The organism is Tolypothrix campylonemoides VB511288_2 (genome assembly GCF_045999855.1).
Taxonomy (GTDB): Bacteria; Cyanobacteriota; Cyanobacteriia; order Cyanobacteriales; family Nostocaceae; genus Scytonema; species Scytonema bouteillei_A.
Window position 1 is genome coordinate 168,334 of the sequence record NZ_JBFPMW010000017.1, and the last position, 15,958, is coordinate 184,291.

Sequence of the window (15,958 nt, forward strand, 5' to 3'; positions counted from 1 at the left end):
ATTCCTGCGAACTATCATAAAACTATAAATGTCAATATCCGCAAGGCTTTTCAAGCATATCATTCAGTTCTCAATCCCTTCTATCTTTAGGAATAAATATTTGTTAATTTACTATTGCAAAAACACCAAGACAGACCAAAAAAATTTGCATGGGAGCGAGAGCGCAATGGTAAGGTTTCTATATTTTCCAGTCTATACTTAATACAAAGTTATACAACCATACAGTCATTTTTAGTTTTTTACCTGCACCTACTGAGAAGCGATTGAATTAGGGTTCTTAATATTGTTTAATAGAGATGTTGCGATTTATGAAGTTAGCATTATGAGGTATTGGCAAGCACTAGCTGGGTTAGTCTTGGCTACTGTTCTTTTTTTGTCTCCCCTGTCAGCACATGCAGCAAGTTCTTCCAGTATCAGTCGTGCCGCAAGCAATCAGCTAAGCGGTAGAGATTTTTCAAACCAAAGCTTGATCGGGCAAGAGTATACTAGTCTCAAGCTGGAAAACGCTAATTTTAGCAATGCCGATCTCCGTGGTGGAGTTTTTAATGCATCATTGTTGCGGGGAGCGAATCTCCATGGTGTTGATTTTACTGATGGCATAGCTTATCTATCAGACTTTAAAGGTGCTGATTTTAGTGATGGAGTTTTTACAAACGCAATGATGTTGCGTTCGACTTTTAATAATGTTGATGTCACAGGTGCTGATTTTAGTAACGCAGTTTTAGATCGTTTGGAAGTTAAGAAGCTTTGTGAGAGTGCTACCGGTGTAAATCCTAAAACAGGTGTTTCCACCCGTGAATCTTTAGGTTGCGATTCCTGAACCTGTCCTAACTCCTCTCTACTGGGGAGAGGGGTTGTTTAATCGGGAGGGCATAAAATCCCAAGTGATTTGCGACTGGACGTTCGCGCATTGGTACTCTTGTATGAATTGGAGCATTTAAAACTTTTGGTTTCTGATTCCTTGCTATGACCAATGTTGTTGAACCACCTCCATCTATATTCAATGCCGTGTAAGCACCTAAATCTAAAATAATCTTTGTTAGCTCCGCGATCGCAACGCCCTCGCTGTAAAGCGGTTGTTTGCCATCAACAGCAATTAACCAAAGTTTTGTCCCTTCTCGATTCACCGCAACTGCAACTCGCGGATAAGGTTTGTCATCACCTAAGTCGGAAATAGCTGACTGAGCGCGATCGACTAAAAGCTGATTTCCTGCAACGCCTTGTTTTGTTCCTTCAGGGCACTTTTCACTTTCTAAAATCTGAGCGCGGTTGGTGGATGAAATACACAGCACAGACCAGTATTTTTCAGGTTGAGAATAACGGTATCCATTAGAAATAGCCTCACCAATGGGATTAACAACATCGCCGCTGTGTGGATAGTAATTCCAAGGAGCGTGTTCGTAGAAATTCAGGAAGTAACTTGCATTAATTGCTAATTGCAGCTTAAACTGAGTGAGAAATTCTGAAGTCGTTTGTGCCCTAATTTCACCATCATGTGAAGTTTTTACTCCGGGAGTGACAAGCGCTTTTATCCCTGGTGAGGTTAAGTCAATAGCGACGATATGCGTCATGACTGGACGCGGTGTGGAACGAGCAATGCGTTTGTAAACTATTCCCTGAAAAAGGGCTTGCTCTAAATTTGTTTGGGGTGGACGTTGAAGACACAACCATCCATAAACGATCGGTGGTAGTAGAAAGAAACTAATTGCTGCTAGTAGAAATCGTCGTAAATAAAGTAAGTATCTATAACTCATGAAATTGTTATAGAGGGTGGGCAAAATGCCCGCCCCTTGAATCATTTTGGTAGAGCATTGGCTGGAACGTGTTGAGTTCCACCCCAAACTGTTGCGTCATTTGTTTCCTTCCCATCTGCCATTGAAGGGCGGACAGCATCATAAATCTCGGGATATTTTGCTTGTAGTTGAGTATCATTCAGTTGAGCATCAAGTACGGTACCGTCTGAAGCTCTTATGACGGTGTATGCAAACCCATTAGGAGTCGTATTAATGGTAATTTTATGGTCGCGCAGAACTAAAGTAGTCAGGGGGAGCTTTTCAGAAGCACGTGTTGCAGTAGCAAAAAATACGCTAAACCCTAAAATGAGGAGAAGAGTTACTGACAGTTTACGCACGATCTGTCCTCAAAACAACTAGCAATAATTTAACTGTACTTCATGTAATTTTGCAAACTTTTTTTAGGTAATATTAATGACAAGCGATCGCGAGACGGATGTAATCGTTATTGGTAGCGGAATCGGAGGCTTAAGCTGTGCATCTCTCCTGGCAAAGTATGGCTTTGATGTTGTGGTTTGTGAGAGCCACTCAATTCCCGGAGGAGCCGCACATAGTTTTGAACGGAATGGTTACAAGTTTGACTCAGGACCTTCTCTGTATTCTGGATTGTCTTACAACCCTTCATCCAATCCTCTCAAACAAGTTTTAAATGCCATTGGTGAAAATTTAAATTTTGTAACATATGATACTTGGGGATGTTGTCTGCCAGAAGGAGATTTTGACACTTCAGTAGGAGGCGAACAATTTTGTGAAGTTTTATTAAGATTGCGTGGCGAGCAAGCTGTAGCTGAATGGCGGGAATTACAGCGAGTGATGGCACCACTCGGACGTGCTGCGACTGCAATGTCACCAGCCGCCCTCCGCTTAGATATCGGTGCAGTACTGACAGTTGGTTCCTTTGCTCCGTCTTTGTTTGAGCATATTGCCAGTTTCCCCAAGCTGATCGGAGCTTTTAGTCCAATTATGGACAGTGTTATTCAAGATCCCTTTACGCGTAATTGGCTGGACTTGCTTTGTTTTCTTCTCTCAGGATTGCCAGCTAGCGGTACGAGTGCAGCTGAGGTGGCGTTTATGTTTGCTGATTGGTATCGACCGGGCGTTATGCTTGATTACCCAATAGGTGGTAGCGGTGCTTTGGTAAATGCACTTGTCAGGGGACTCGAACGGCATGGAGGTCAGCTGATGTTAAACACTCATGTTGAGGAAATTCTTGTAGAGACAAGTCGCGCTATGTCTTTAGGTATGCCCTCGCAACGTGCTGTCGGTGTAAGATCGCGTGATGGAAAAAAGATAATGGCACGTCGGGCGGTGGTTTCAAATGCATCCGTTTGGGATACACTCAAGTTGCTTCCTACTGGAGCAGTGCCAAAACAGTTTCAGGAACAAAGAGCAAGTACGCCGGAATGTGAGAGCTTTATGCACCTACATCTGGGTATTGATGCACGAGGATTGCGTTCCGACCTTGCCTGTCACTACTTATTTGTTAAGGATTGGAATCTGGGTGTCACTGCGCCTCAAAACGTTGTGTTGATATCCATTCCATCAGTGTTAGACCCCTCACTTGCACCACCGGGAAAGCATGCGATCCACGCTTATACTCCCGGTAGCGAACCCTACTCTGTTTGGCAGGGAATGGATAGAAAGAGCGAGGAATATGCCAAGCAAAAACAAACGCGTGCAGAAGTCATGTGGCAAGCATTGGAACGAGTGATTCCAGATGTGCGTTCCCGCCTCGAAGTGACACTTGTGGGCACACCCATAACTCACGAACGCTATTTGCGCCGTCACAGAGGTTCTTATGGTCCGGCAATTCCCGCAGGAAAAGGATTCTTTCCTGGCTCGGGTACACCTCTTCCAGGGTTGTTGTGTTGTGGAGACTCTACCTTTCCCGGTATCGGATTACCCGCAGTGGCTGCTAGTGGAGCGATCGCAGCCAATACTCTTGCACCCGTACACAAGCACTTAGCAATGTTGAATGACTACAGAGGATAAACTCTTCAATCTCTAGAGTCATTTCTACTTTATAGTTCATCCTTTATCCTTTATCCTTAAGAAGTTTGTGTTTGTGAGGAACAAGAGAATGCGATCGCCCTTGGCGCAAGCTGTCAGCTTATCGCTCTTAGTGCAAGCCGTACCTGGCTTATCGCGGCTATTTGGAATAACTCTCAGCTTGGGATTATTTTCATTGGTCATGCCAGAATCTTCTTTTGCTCAAGCAAAGCAACAAGTCTCTAATGCCCAAATTGCGGCGATGGTGGAAGCCCTGAGACTTGCTGCTCCTAAAACTGGCAGTCAAAATGATGGATATTACAGTGATTGGCAAGTTAAACCAGAAACCCTCAAAGGATGGTCAAAAAATTGCCTGAAAAAAGAAGTCACACCAACACAATTTGAGAATGATTCCAATTTGGCGCGTCAGGTTGTTTCCTGTATTACAACCCGCGAATTGAACAAGCAGTATTCCGCAACTGGTAATGAAACTGCAGCCGTGCGTGGTGTTGCTTGTTGGTGGATGACAGGTAACTATACGGGATGCAATAGTGGATTTACGGCTGACTACGTTAAAAAAGTTACAGGTTACTATCAGCAGCAACGCTCCAAATCAAGTTCTAGTAATTCCAAACCAGCAACCAATACATCTTCATCATCTCCCAAAAAACCAACAACGGGATCGACTTCCACTAGCTCCAAACCTATAACAAATGAATCCCCATCGCCAACAACATCACCAAATGCTACACCCACAAGTAGCTCATCTCCATCACCCACTACCTCACCAGCACCTTAGGTACACAGGTTGATAAACAACGGATGCAACAAGCATAGTATATCGCCCCCCAAACAATGGCAAAAATGGGGGGTTAAAGGGATATGTTTTGGTTTGAGCCTCAACTTCCTGCTTGCAACCACTCCGAGTTGGTGCGAAACTCCTTCAAAAGCTGCTCAAGACTTAGATATAAATCCAGAGATTATTAAGAACAGCCCAGTATTACAGCGTTGGCAGCGCCAAGTCCCCAACGTGTTGGAGGAAATCAAAAATGACCCCAGTTTTCCCACAAGAATCAGGTTTGGCTTGTCTGCATTTCCTTCAACAGACGAAGCACTTGGGGTAAATCTTGGTGTTGAAGATATTTTGATTGGTCGCAGTCGTGTAACAGTGAGTGGGGAGTACCAAACAACATTTAACGGTCAGCGCGAGACTTACGGAGGAGATGTACGTTACTATTTGCGTCCTTTAGGAAGCTATATTAATATTGCAGCCGTTGCAGGTTACCGACACTTAGAAACAGATAGTTACTTAACAAATGGCATGAATTTGGGGGTTAGGGCGCTGTTGGTGTTATCTCGTGGCGGTGCTGCAGATATTTCTTTGACCCAAAGCTGGGTTGCTCCGCGCACGAGTGAAGAAGTTGGCTTGACAACTTTGTCAGTCAGTTACGCTGTGACTCGTGACTTTCGGCTATCGACAGATATTCAGTTTCAAAACTCTAAAGAGGAGAAAGACAGCCGCGTTGGTGTGGTTTTAGAATGGATACCATGAAAAGGTAATGCCGAGCCAATACTTGTCGGTTAAGCCTAAAAATGCGAGAATACGTAGGTCGGGGAGCCACTCACGTGCCCAGAGCAGCGCCGTTCCCAGAGAAGTTGCGGTGAGTCCAGCCCTGAAAGCAGGTTTACAGCACGAGGGGACTGGCGTATAGCCCTGCGGGCATAGCTTCGCAACGCGTAGCGTGTGCCTTGCACATACCCGTAAGGGCTTGGGGGTTTCCACGTCAGATGCTTCACTTGGGCAAAGACGACAGGTGCTTCAACGGAGGTTCCCCCTGTTGAGTGACGTGGCGTTTGAAGAACGAAACCCAACATTTACAGGCATTTGTTGGGGTTGTCCAACCTACAAAAATTATTATCCGAGCAGTATTGAATGCCGAGCGCACAATTTTGCCACGCTCGTAAGAATTCTTTCTTTCCTCAATTCCAGTACCTATACTTAAGTTTAGGTTTGAACTAGCAAAATAGCGAGCTTTCACCTAACCAAAAGTGCATAAGCTTGTGTTGCATACAACTACTTAAAAGTAGGAGTTATGTCTTTTGACTCAGCTTCTGCCCCTCGTAACGGGGTAATTTTGAATCATATAATACACTTTTTGTCAATTAATCAATTTATTTTAAGAAATTGGTAGGAGTTATGTATTTAGAAAATAATTTGAATGTGCAAGCCGCACAATGCTCTTTGGCACTACAACAAGAAATTATAGAACGCAGACGTGCTGAAGAAGCAGCACAAGCAGCAAACCGCGCTAAAAGCGTGTTTTTGGCAAATATGAGTCACGAATTGCGATCGCCACTCAACGCCATTCTAGGTTTTTCACAATTAATGAGCCGTTCTAATGACTTATCCCCTGAAAACCGAGAAAATGTGCTGGCAATTGTTCGTAACGGCGAACACCTGCTGAGGTTGATTGACCAAGTCTTGGATTTATCAAAAATTGAAGCAGGACGAATAACTCTAAATGAAAAGAAATTTGATTTACATCAATTGCTGGATGATATGAAAAGTATGTTCCAACTCACAGCGTATAGTAAAGGGTTGGAATTATCATTTCATGGTGAAAAAGAAGTGCCAAAATACGTGCATGGTGATGAAGTCAAATTGCGTCAGGTTTTGATAAATTTACTTTCTAATGCCTTAAAATTTACTACTAGAGGTAGAGTATCGCTTTATGTTAGAGGAGAGGAACGGGAAATGGCTCCTTCTTACTCTTTACATTTTAGAATTTCAGACACTGGTTGCGGTATTGCTGAAAGTGAGTTAGACAGTATTTTTGAACCTTTTGTCCAAACACCTGTGGGACAAGAATTTCCAGAAGGAACGGGCTTGGGATTGACTATCGCACGCTCTTTAGTACACTTAATGGGGGGCGACATCAGTGTAAGTTCTTGTGTCGGCTGTGGTAGCACCTTCCAATTTTACCTTCCTACCTGCGTTGTTAAAACTTCGCCTCTCAACAACCAACAAGCACCTCGTCGTGTCATAGCACTTGCTCCCAATCAACCACAATATCGTATTTTATTGGTAGACAATCATCAAGATAACCGCCAATTGTTAGTGAAATTGCTCTCTCCCCTAAATTTTGAATTACAAGAAGCCAGAAATGAACAAGAATCGCTCGCAATCTGGAACGATTGGAAACCACACCTTATTTTTATGAATTTGCGAATGTCTGTTATTGACACCATCCGAAGGATTCGCTCTAGGGAACTACAGCAAAATTCTTCATTCAAAACTAAAATTATTGCCTTGAGCGCGGATGTTTTAGAAGACAAGCGCTCGCTTTTTTTGAGTACGGGCTGTGATGATTTTATCCGAAAGCCTTTTCAATTAGAAGACATTTTTGAGGCTCTGCACAAACACCTTGGTATTTGTTATGTCTGCGCTCGAGATCTCGCATTACCCCAATCGAATCCAACAGCTACAAATGAAGCTCAGGTTTTGACCAAAGACGCTATTAATAGCTTACCTAAAAATTTAGTTGCTAATTTGCGCCAAGCAATTATCGCTCTAGATGTAGAGTCGATTCGGCAATTTATTCATCTTATCTCTGAATTTAATCCTTCCTTATCCCAAGCCTTAGATACCTTGGCTCGGAATTTTCAGTACGATACGTTGTTGGATTTTATTTAATAATTTAAAAATCGATAATTCAATTTCATGAAAATAGATTTAAAAAAATGAATGCAGTTAAAAACTTATTAGATAAAGGAACAATTTTAATTGTTGATGATACACCCGACAACCTAAATCTTTTAAGCAATATTTTATTAAAAGCAGGATATAAGGTACATCCTGCTTCAAGTAGTAAATTAGCACTTACATTTATTCAATCAAATTTACCCGATCTCATTTTATTAGATATTATGATGCCGGGAATGAATGGTTATGAAATCTGCGAGCGGTTGAAATCGTCTCCTCGAACTCAAGATATTCCCATTATATTTATCAGTGCTTTACATGAAATATTAGACAAGGTAAAAGCCTTTTCTTTAGGTGGAGTAGATTACATCATTAAACCTTTTGAATCTCAAGAATTTTAGCTCGAGTTGAGAATCAGTTGCGCCTTAGAAGGCTTTCTAAAGAACTTTTAGAGCAAAATTTAAAGCTAATAGCAGAACTTGAAGAACGCAAGCGTATAGAAGAAGCTCTACGGGAGCAAAAAGAACTTTTACAAACTATTTTCGACCACATTCCCGTTATGTTGACTCTTTATGATAATGAAGGTAGATTTTGTTTAGTAAATCGAGAGTTCAAACGGCTCTTAGGTTGCTCTCAAGAAGAAATTCATCAAACTAACATACTAGAAGAATTTTTTCCCGACTCTCAGATTCGTGCTCAAGTTTTAGAACATATGATCGCAGCCACTGGAAAATGGCAAGACTTTAAAATTAGAACTAGCTTGGGACATTATATCGAGACTTCCTGGGCAAACATTCGATTGAATCATGATACGATTATAGGTATAGGACAAGACATTACCGAGCGCAAGCAAGCGGAAGAAGCATCTGTTCTTGAAGAACGCAATCGCATGGCAAGAGAAATTCACGATACCCTAGCGCAAGCTTTTACGGGCATTGTCGTTCATTTGGGGGCTGCTTCACGAGTCATGGAAGGTGCTTCCTCTGAAGCAAAAGAACATATCAAGACAGTACGCGATTTAGCACGTAGAGGTTTGACAGAAGCACGTCGTTCAGTAGAGGCGCTACGTCCGCAGTTGTTGGAAGATGGAGATCTATGTAGTGCTCTCAATCGCCTAACGATGCAAATGCAATCTTATTCCAACACCCATATTCTTTGTGAAGTAACAGGTGAGGTGTACTCCTTACGAACAGATATAGAAAATAATCTCCTGCGAATAGCACAAGAAGCCTTGACAAACGCTGTTAAGTATGCAGATGCTGGTGAAATTCGAGTTGAAGTGATATACGAACAAACACGGTGTCTTTTAAGAATTCAAGATAACGGACGGGGATTTGATGCAGACAGCGCATCTGTCAGTAATGGTTATGGTCTTTTGGGAATGAGAGAACGAGCTCAACAGATGGGAGCAGAACTGACGATACGAAGTCATCCGGGAGAGGGTACAGAAGTGGTGGTATTGGTTAGTGGTTAGTGATTTTCAACCAACAACTAACAACTAACAACTAACAACTAACAACTAACAACTAACAACTAACAACTAACAACTAACAACTAACAACTAACAACTAGCACAAATGGCTAAAACCTCAGTTCAGTCAAATCTTATTCGCGTTCTGATTGCTGATGACCATCCTGTGGTACGTCAGGGCTTAGCGGTGATGATTGAACGAGAGCCAGATCTGCTGGTGATTGCACAGGCGGGTGATGGGATTTCTGCCATAGAAATGTTTCGCGAATATCAACCCGATGTCACTCTCATGGATTTGCGGATGCCTAAGTTGGGAGGTGTTGGTGCTATCGACTTGATTTGTAGTGAGTTTCATGATGCCAAAATTATTGTACTGACAACCTTTGATGGTGATGAAGATATTTATCGCGGATTGCGGGCGGGCGCAAAGGGCTATTTGCTCAAAGACGCTGAACCTGATGAACTTTTAACAGCTATTCGCACCGTTGCTAGCAACCAAAAGTATCTTCAACCTACAGTGGGAGCTAAACTAGCAGAACGGATGAGTAACCCAGAACTGAGCGATCGCGAAACGCAAGTTCTTTGCTTGATGGCAGTTGGTAAGAGCAACCAAGATATTAGTGCTACCCTGCGTATTTCTGAAAGTACTGTTAAGTTCCACATCAACAATATTTTAAGCAAATTAGCTGTCAATGACCGAACCCAAGCAGTTCTTGTTGCTCTTAAACGCGGAATTGTCAGTCTTTCCTAACAACTACTTTTTCAACGAATTCTTAAAAGATAATTAGTCTGACAAGCAACATAATTCTCTCTGCAAGTTATATTTTGCTTTAAATTTTGACCGATTCTATGAATTATGATGGGTCTGGTCCTTTTAAGACCAGCTGTATCCTTGAAAAAAGTTAGCGTTACGAGTAACCTACGTAATAGCTCGTAATCCTTGTGTATTAAGGATACCTAGCCAAAAGTTCGGGTAAGAGACTAATACTTCGTATAGGTAAAAACTCAACTGTGGGAGAGCGACACGGGTAAGTAAAGTGGGGTATATTATGGCTCTGTAAACCATATGCAACACGAACTTATCCACTCATTATCCGGATTGGATGTTCGATAAATGCTGTAGTTTACTGCTCTTTATCTGCCCATGTAAGAGAGGGAATCTTGGAGAGGTGGGAGATAAGGGAATGGCTTGCACGGGGCTAATTTCCTTGTCCCCCTTTACTTATTTTAATGAGCAGCGAGCAGTAACCAGCGATCTATTAATTTCTTCTTTTCAGCAAGCCCTAAATAAATTTTATTAAGAATTTGTTAGAAGACTGGCGATGGTAGCTGCTAATTCTGCTGGCTCTACAGGCTTGGAAAGATGTTTTTGAAAACCAGCTGACAGTGCTTTATCCCGATCTTCATCCTTAGCATACGCTGTTAAAGCGATGGCTGGAATTCTACCTCCCTGTTCTGAAGTCAGTGCTCTGATTTTACGAATTAAGGTGTATCCATCTTCACCTGGCATACCAATATCGCTTACGATTACATCTGGTTGGAATTGTTGCAGCACCTCGAATGCTTCTCGTGCTGATGTACTTGCTATTGCGATCGCTCCATATTGTTCAAGTACAAAAACTAGAAATTCACGGGAGTCAGTAATATCCTCTACAATTAAAACACGAATTCCTGTCAAATCAGGTTCGCTATCGGTTGGCTCATCCTCCTTTATCTCTGGCTCAAAATTTAGCATTGGCAGCATAACTGTAAAACTCGCCCCCTGTCCAACACCAGGACTAGCAGCCGTTACCGTACCGCCGTGCAACTCTACGAGGTGACGTACAATGGCTAACCCTAATCCCAAACCGCCATGTGTTCGAGTTGTGGAAGCATCAGCTTGGCGGAAGTAGTCAAAAACATAGGGTAAAAACTCTGTACTAATGCCTTTACCATTGTCAGTGACTTGAATTTGTACGGCATCTCCGACTTGTTCTAATCGTATTTGTACGCATCCACCATTGGGAGTAAATTTGATGGCGTTGGAAAGTAAATTCCAAATCACTTGCTGTAAACGGTTGGGATCGCCTGCAACTTGTAGTTGATGGGGGCGAACGTTGCTTCTACAATGTGGTTCTAAGACTGTCTGAATCTGGATTGATTTCGCGATCGCAGCTAAACGCACTGTCTCTAAGGCTGCCTCAATAATGGATTTCAAGCTCACCGGAGCAATATTTAAGCTTAACTTACCACGTAAAATTCGGGAAACGTCCAATAAATCGTCAATCAGTTGGGTTTGCAACTTAGCATTACGCTCAATAGTTACCAAAGCTTCAACTGTTTTCTGGTTATCGAGCTTCCGACTTTGCAGAAGTTTTACCCAACCTAATATAGGGTTGAGTGGGGAACGCAATTCATGAGATAAGATTGCTAAAAACTCATCTTTGACGCGATTGGCTTGTTGAGATTCCTCATAAAGTTGAGCATTGTCAATTGCAGCTGATGCCATCTGCGCTAGTTGTACGAGCATGGCTTCATCTTCTTGGGTAAACTCGCCAGAATGTTTGTCAGAAAGTTGGATGAGCCCGATGTTTTTGCCATTACGGTTAGTAAAGGGAGCAGCCAACAAACCCCGCATCGGTGGATGGTTGGCTGCTTCTTTACCAAATCCACGCCAAGCCGGATGTGCTTCTAGTTCAGCTTGGGTCATTCGTACCGGACGCTGCGTGCGACAAACAAACGCATAGATACCCGAACCATCTGGTTTTACTTTGTAATTTTGCCACCGGGCGTATTTGTCTGACATAGAAATTGTGTGAATTGCTTGTGCCCAATTTTGATCTACTGTCATGCTAGTGACTGACTGATGCGCTTCAATAATGTCACGAGCTTTATCTGTAATCAATCGCAACCTTTCATTCAGTGATGAGGTGGAATTAATGGCGATGAATGCTTCAGTAAGTTTTTGCAGGCGACGCGTGTATTGCTGCTCTCGCTCGAGTAATTGGGCGCGTTCTGACTCTGCTTGCTTGCGCTCTGTGATATCTACGGTACTCCCTACTATCCGGCTTGGGTTTCCGTGAGCGTCTCGTGCAGCAACTATTCCATGGTCTACTACATAGGTATACTGGTTGCTTTTGTTAAGGATTCGATACTCACAGGTAAAGCGATCGCTCTTTGTAAAGACAGTTGCTGCTTCCTCTTTTACCCGTTGCAAATCCCCCGGATGCACGCGTTCGCACCACCACTGAGAGGTTGGTTCGGCTTCTGCAAGTGAATAACCTAAAATTCTGGTTAACCCATCAGTTCTTTCAACCAAATCTCGCTTTATATCCCAATCATAAATCAGACAGTTCACCGCTGTCGCTGCCAACTCAAATCGCTCGTTTGCCAATTTCAGGTGCTCTTCACTCTGCTGTAGCGCCTTTTCTGCTTGCTTGCGAGCTGTCACATTTGTGAACATCCCTAGTGCGCCAATAATATTACCTTGTCCGTCTCGCACGGGACTGGTACACGCTAGCACTAGCAGTTCTTTACCGTCCTTGCGTCGGAAGCGAAAATCAAATTGCTCATTTTTTCCCTGGAAATTGCTACCAATGTGCTTGCAGGCAGATAAAATATCTTGTGGGAAGCAATACTCAAGTACTGTACGCTCAAGTATTTCTTCTGTCGTGTAGCCGAGCATCTGAGCCATCCGCTCGTTAACGTAGAGTGTTTGAGTTTCAGCATCAATCAACCAAATACCCTCATTGGCTGTTTGTACGATGTTACGGTACTTCTGTTCGCTATCCCGCAGTGCTATCTCTGCTTGTTTGCGATCGCTGATGTCGGTGACTGTGCCAATCCACTCCCGTACATTACCAGCAACGTCTAAGATAGGTACGCCCCGTACATACACATAACGATATTCCCCGTCATAATGTAACAATCGATACTCAACCTCGCAGGATACCTTGTTCTGTAGTGCTTCAGTCCAGGTTTGAACTGTCAATTGACGGTCATCTGGATGGACTACATCAAGCCAACCCCAGCCCATGTACTGCTGTTGCGTTTGCCCGGTCAATGTTCCCCAAGCGGGTGCTGACACAATTGAGCCAGAGCCATCGGCAACCCAGACAATTGATGCAGTGGCTTCTACCAGCGAGCGGTAACGTTCTTCACTCTGCTGTAGTGCTGCTTGTGAATGCTTTCGTTCGGTAATGTCCCGAAAATAAACAGCAAGACCATCTGGGGAGGGATAGGCGTGAATTTCCAGCCACTTACCTATTGACTGACCGAATTCCTCAAAGACAACAGCAACTTGCTCCGTAACAGCACGATGAAACTCTTGGTAAATCAGAGTTCCAACTGTTTCTGGAAAAACTTCCTCCCACACTTGCTTGCCGAGTAACTCTTCACGGCTCTTGTGCAAAAGCTCTGTGGCTTGCTGATTGACGTAAGTGTAGCGCCAATGGTGGTCGAATGCCACAAACGCATCAGTGATGCTTTCTAGAATGTTGTTGATTTTGCTATGTGCTATCTCGGTTTCTACCCGTAAGATCTGCTCGTAACGGGCGACTTCTTGCCGCATCTGAGCCATCTTGAGAGTTGCCTCCACACGAGCCAATAATTCACGAGCGGAGAAGGGCTTGATAAGATAATCATCTGCGCCCGCTTCTAAACCTTCAACGCGGGATTCTTCTCCAGCGCGGGCAGATAGCAGAATAACGGGCAAAGTTCTTGTTTTTGGGTTAGCCCGTAGCTTGCTTAACAAACCAAAACCATCTAGTTTCGGCATCATAACGTCTGTAATTACAAGATCCGGAGTTTGTTGATGAACCGCAGCCAGCGCAGCCACTCCATCGGCTACAGCTTGCACCTCGTACTTTTGGTTCAACAAACGTTTCATATAGTGGCGCATATCAGCGTTGTCGTCAACTAACAAGACACGCACGGGTGAGGGTGAGGGCATGAATTCTCCTCCTTGTCCGCTCTCCCACTCTCCCACTCCCCCACTTTCTTCTGGCAACCAGGGAATTACCGCTTCAGCATGGGGAATTGTTACCATTGCTGTTGTTGCCGAGATGGATGTTGATTTAATGTGTTCTTGCGGCAAGTGAGCGCATCCTGTAGGAATGGACACAATAAAACTTGTTCCTTCATCAATGACGCTGCTCGCTTGAATCGTACCGCCGTGTAGGTCTACGAGTTCCCGAACTAATGACAAACCAATGCCCGAACCTTCATAAGTCCTTCCCCTAGCTCCTTGCACTCGATGAAAGCGCTCAAATATGTGGGGCAATTCAGCCGGTGGAATACCTGTACCAGTATCCCGTACTTCTAACTCAATGCGATTGCTGCAATAGCGCAAGTCAACAGTAATTTCTCCCTCAAAAGTGAATTTAAAGGCGTTAGAGAGCAAGTTCAAGACAATTTTTTCCCACATTTCCCGGTCAACGTATATTCTTTCAGGCAGGGGAGGACAGTTTACGAACAACTGCATCCCCGCACTTTCAATAGCTGACCGAAATACGCCTGCTAAATCCGCAGTTACCATCGCTAAGTCGGTTGGCTCGTAAACTGCTTCCATGCGCCCTGCTTCAATACGAGAGAAATCCAGTAAGGTGTTAACAAGTTTCAACAAGCGCAGGGAATTGCGATGAGCAATTTCCAGTTGAGAGCGATCGCTGGCATGCGGTCCTGTTGGATCGGCTAAAATTTCTTCTAGGGGACTGAGCATGAGTGTAAGTGGTGTACGAAACTCATGACTGATATTGCTAAAGAAGACTGTCTTTGCTCTGTCTAACTCCACCAATGCCTCAGCACGTTTGCGTTCTGCTTCATAAGCATCGGCATTAGCAATTGCAGTTGCAATATTGCTGACAACTAGATCGAAGAATCCTTGGTACTCATCGTCAAAGGGGAGTCGGGGACTAATACCCAACACTAGCAATCCTGCGAGTTGTTGCTTTCCAGACCGAGCAATGGGCATCACTATTGCTTTTGAAGGGGATTCTACCCGAAATGTTATGGGAAGTTTCCCGAAGCGCTCTGTTAAATCGGGAATAATTTCTGCCGTATTTGTCTGATTGACTTTTGTCAGATTCCATGGATCTATTGCGTCGGTTAAGAGCACGCACTCCGGGGTTGCAGGAGTTCCCGCCTCCACACCCGCAGTTTTTACCAACCTTGCTCGTTTGCCTTCCTCTTCCAAGCAATACAGCAAAGCAAAGGGAATATCGGCTGAATTTTTGTACAGTGTTTCTGCTGCAATGTCACAAGCTTCAAGAACAGTCTTTGCGTGTGCTGCATTCGATGCTAGTTCCCGTAACGTTCGCAGACGACGCTCGCCAATAACCCGCGCTGTTGTTTCAATGACAGCACAAAAGACTCCACCCACTCCACCACTTTCATCCCGAATTGGGCTGTAGGAGAAGGTAAAATATGTTTCTTCTAAATATCCATAACGATCCATTATCAGCCGCAAATCGTCTGACCAAGTCGGTTCGCCTGTGGTTAAAACGCTATCAGCTAAGGGACCGAGAACATCCCAGACTTCAGCCCAGCAATCCTTAGCAGACTGTCCCAGAAATTGCGGGTGCTTGCTTGCACCGAGCATTGGACGGTAAGCATCGTTATAGAGGTTGGCATACTCTGCTCCCCACCAAACAAACATGGGGTAGCGGGAGTTTAATATAATGCTGACCGCTGTTTTCAAACTTTGCGCCCATTGAGATACCGGACCTAAAAGCGTTTGCGACCAATCGAGCGATCGCATTACTTGACCCATTTCTCCACCGCCTGCAAAGATTTCCTCTGAAATAGTTGCTTTTACTATATCGGTCACAATCTCTGTTCCGAATTTATTCTACTTAGGGTTAGCTAAATTTATGAAAAATTCTAAAGAATTAATAATTTCTGCATATCCTGCGCCTGCAAGCACTGGTAGACGGGCAAAATGTAATATATCGTAATTAATCTTCTATCAATTTGCTCAGATCCTTATCTATCTAAAGGTCTAAATAAGCAGTCTAATTTAACTCT

The 15,958-nt window shown here is 43.7% G+C and carries 10 protein-coding genes and 1 pseudogene; 8 read left to right on the top strand and 3 right to left on the bottom strand.

Translation table 11 applies throughout. The features are described 5' to 3' along the window. The first annotated feature begins 322 nt into the window (after positions 1 to 322). Complete coding sequence (locus tag AB0756_RS35690; RefSeq protein ID WP_038091349.1) at positions 323 to 820, top strand: pentapeptide repeat-containing protein; 498 nt, start codon at positions 323 to 325, stop codon at positions 818 to 820. Between the two features lie 7 nt (positions 821 to 827). On the opposite strand, the gene AB0756_RS35695 is transcribed toward AB0756_RS35690, so the two are convergent. Together AB0756_RS35695 and AB0756_RS35700 are read right to left on the bottom strand one after the other, a co-directional pair. Then, positions 828 to 1,754 carry a phosphodiester glycosidase family protein gene (locus tag AB0756_RS35695; RefSeq protein WP_038091557.1) on the bottom strand — a complete coding sequence of 309 codons (927 nt, stop codon included), beginning with the start codon at positions 1,752 to 1,754 and terminating at the stop codon, positions 828 to 830. A 41-nt stretch (positions 1,755 to 1,795) separates the two neighbouring features. Next, the gene (locus AB0756_RS35700; protein WP_038091352.1) at positions 1,796 to 2,131 is read right to left on the bottom strand and encodes a hypothetical protein; all 336 of its coding nucleotides are present in this window, start codon (positions 2,129 to 2,131) and stop codon (positions 1,796 to 1,798) included. Positions 2,132 to 2,207: 76 nt separating this feature from the next. Between AB0756_RS35700 and AB0756_RS35705 the strand changes: the two genes are divergently transcribed. The 7 genes and pseudogenes from AB0756_RS35705 (at position 2,208) to AB0756_RS35735 (ending at position 9,707) form a co-directional block, all read left to right on the top strand. After that, entirely contained in the window at positions 2,208 to 3,785 is a 1,578-nt protein-coding gene (locus tag AB0756_RS35705; protein WP_038091362.1) for a phytoene desaturase family protein, read from the top strand. Positions 3,786 to 3,984: 199 nt separating this feature from the next. Next, positions 3,985 to 4,395: pseudogene (locus AB0756_RS35710) on the top strand (hypothetical protein); the annotation flags it as partial. A 279-nt stretch (positions 4,396 to 4,674) separates the two neighbouring features. Next, positions 4,675 to 5,334: a hypothetical protein gene (locus AB0756_RS35715; RefSeq protein WP_202048607.1), complete on the top strand. Its 660-nt coding sequence runs from the start codon at positions 4,675 to 4,677 to the stop codon at positions 5,332 to 5,334. Between the two features lie 645 nt (positions 5,335 to 5,979). After that, positions 5,980 to 7,476: an ATP-binding response regulator gene (locus AB0756_RS35720; RefSeq protein WP_050045701.1), complete on the top strand. Its 1,497-nt coding sequence runs from the start codon at positions 5,980 to 5,982 to the stop codon at positions 7,474 to 7,476. Between the two features lie 47 nt (positions 7,477 to 7,523). After that, a complete protein-coding gene (locus AB0756_RS35725) occupies positions 7,524 to 7,886 on the top strand; it encodes a response regulator (RefSeq protein ID WP_408104042.1) in 363 nt (120 codons plus the stop codon). 17 nt (positions 7,887 to 7,903) lie between these two features. Continuing rightward, a complete protein-coding gene (locus tag AB0756_RS35730; RefSeq protein ID WP_408104043.1) occupies positions 7,904 to 8,959 on the top strand; it encodes a sensor histidine kinase in 1,056 nt (351 codons plus the stop codon). A gap of 103 nt (positions 8,960 to 9,062) precedes the next feature. Beyond that, positions 9,063 to 9,707, top strand: coding sequence for a response regulator transcription factor (locus AB0756_RS35735; protein WP_038091378.1), 645 nt, complete (start codon positions 9,063 to 9,065; stop codon positions 9,705 to 9,707). Between the two features lie 546 nt (positions 9,708 to 10,253). Here the strand turns inward: AB0756_RS35735 and AB0756_RS35740 are convergent. Continuing rightward, positions 10,254 to 15,761, bottom strand: a complete 5,508-nt coding sequence (locus tag AB0756_RS35740; protein ID WP_050045700.1) for a PAS domain S-box protein — start codon at positions 15,759 to 15,761, stop codon at positions 10,254 to 10,256. Between the last annotated feature and the right edge of the window lie 197 nt (positions 15,762 to 15,958).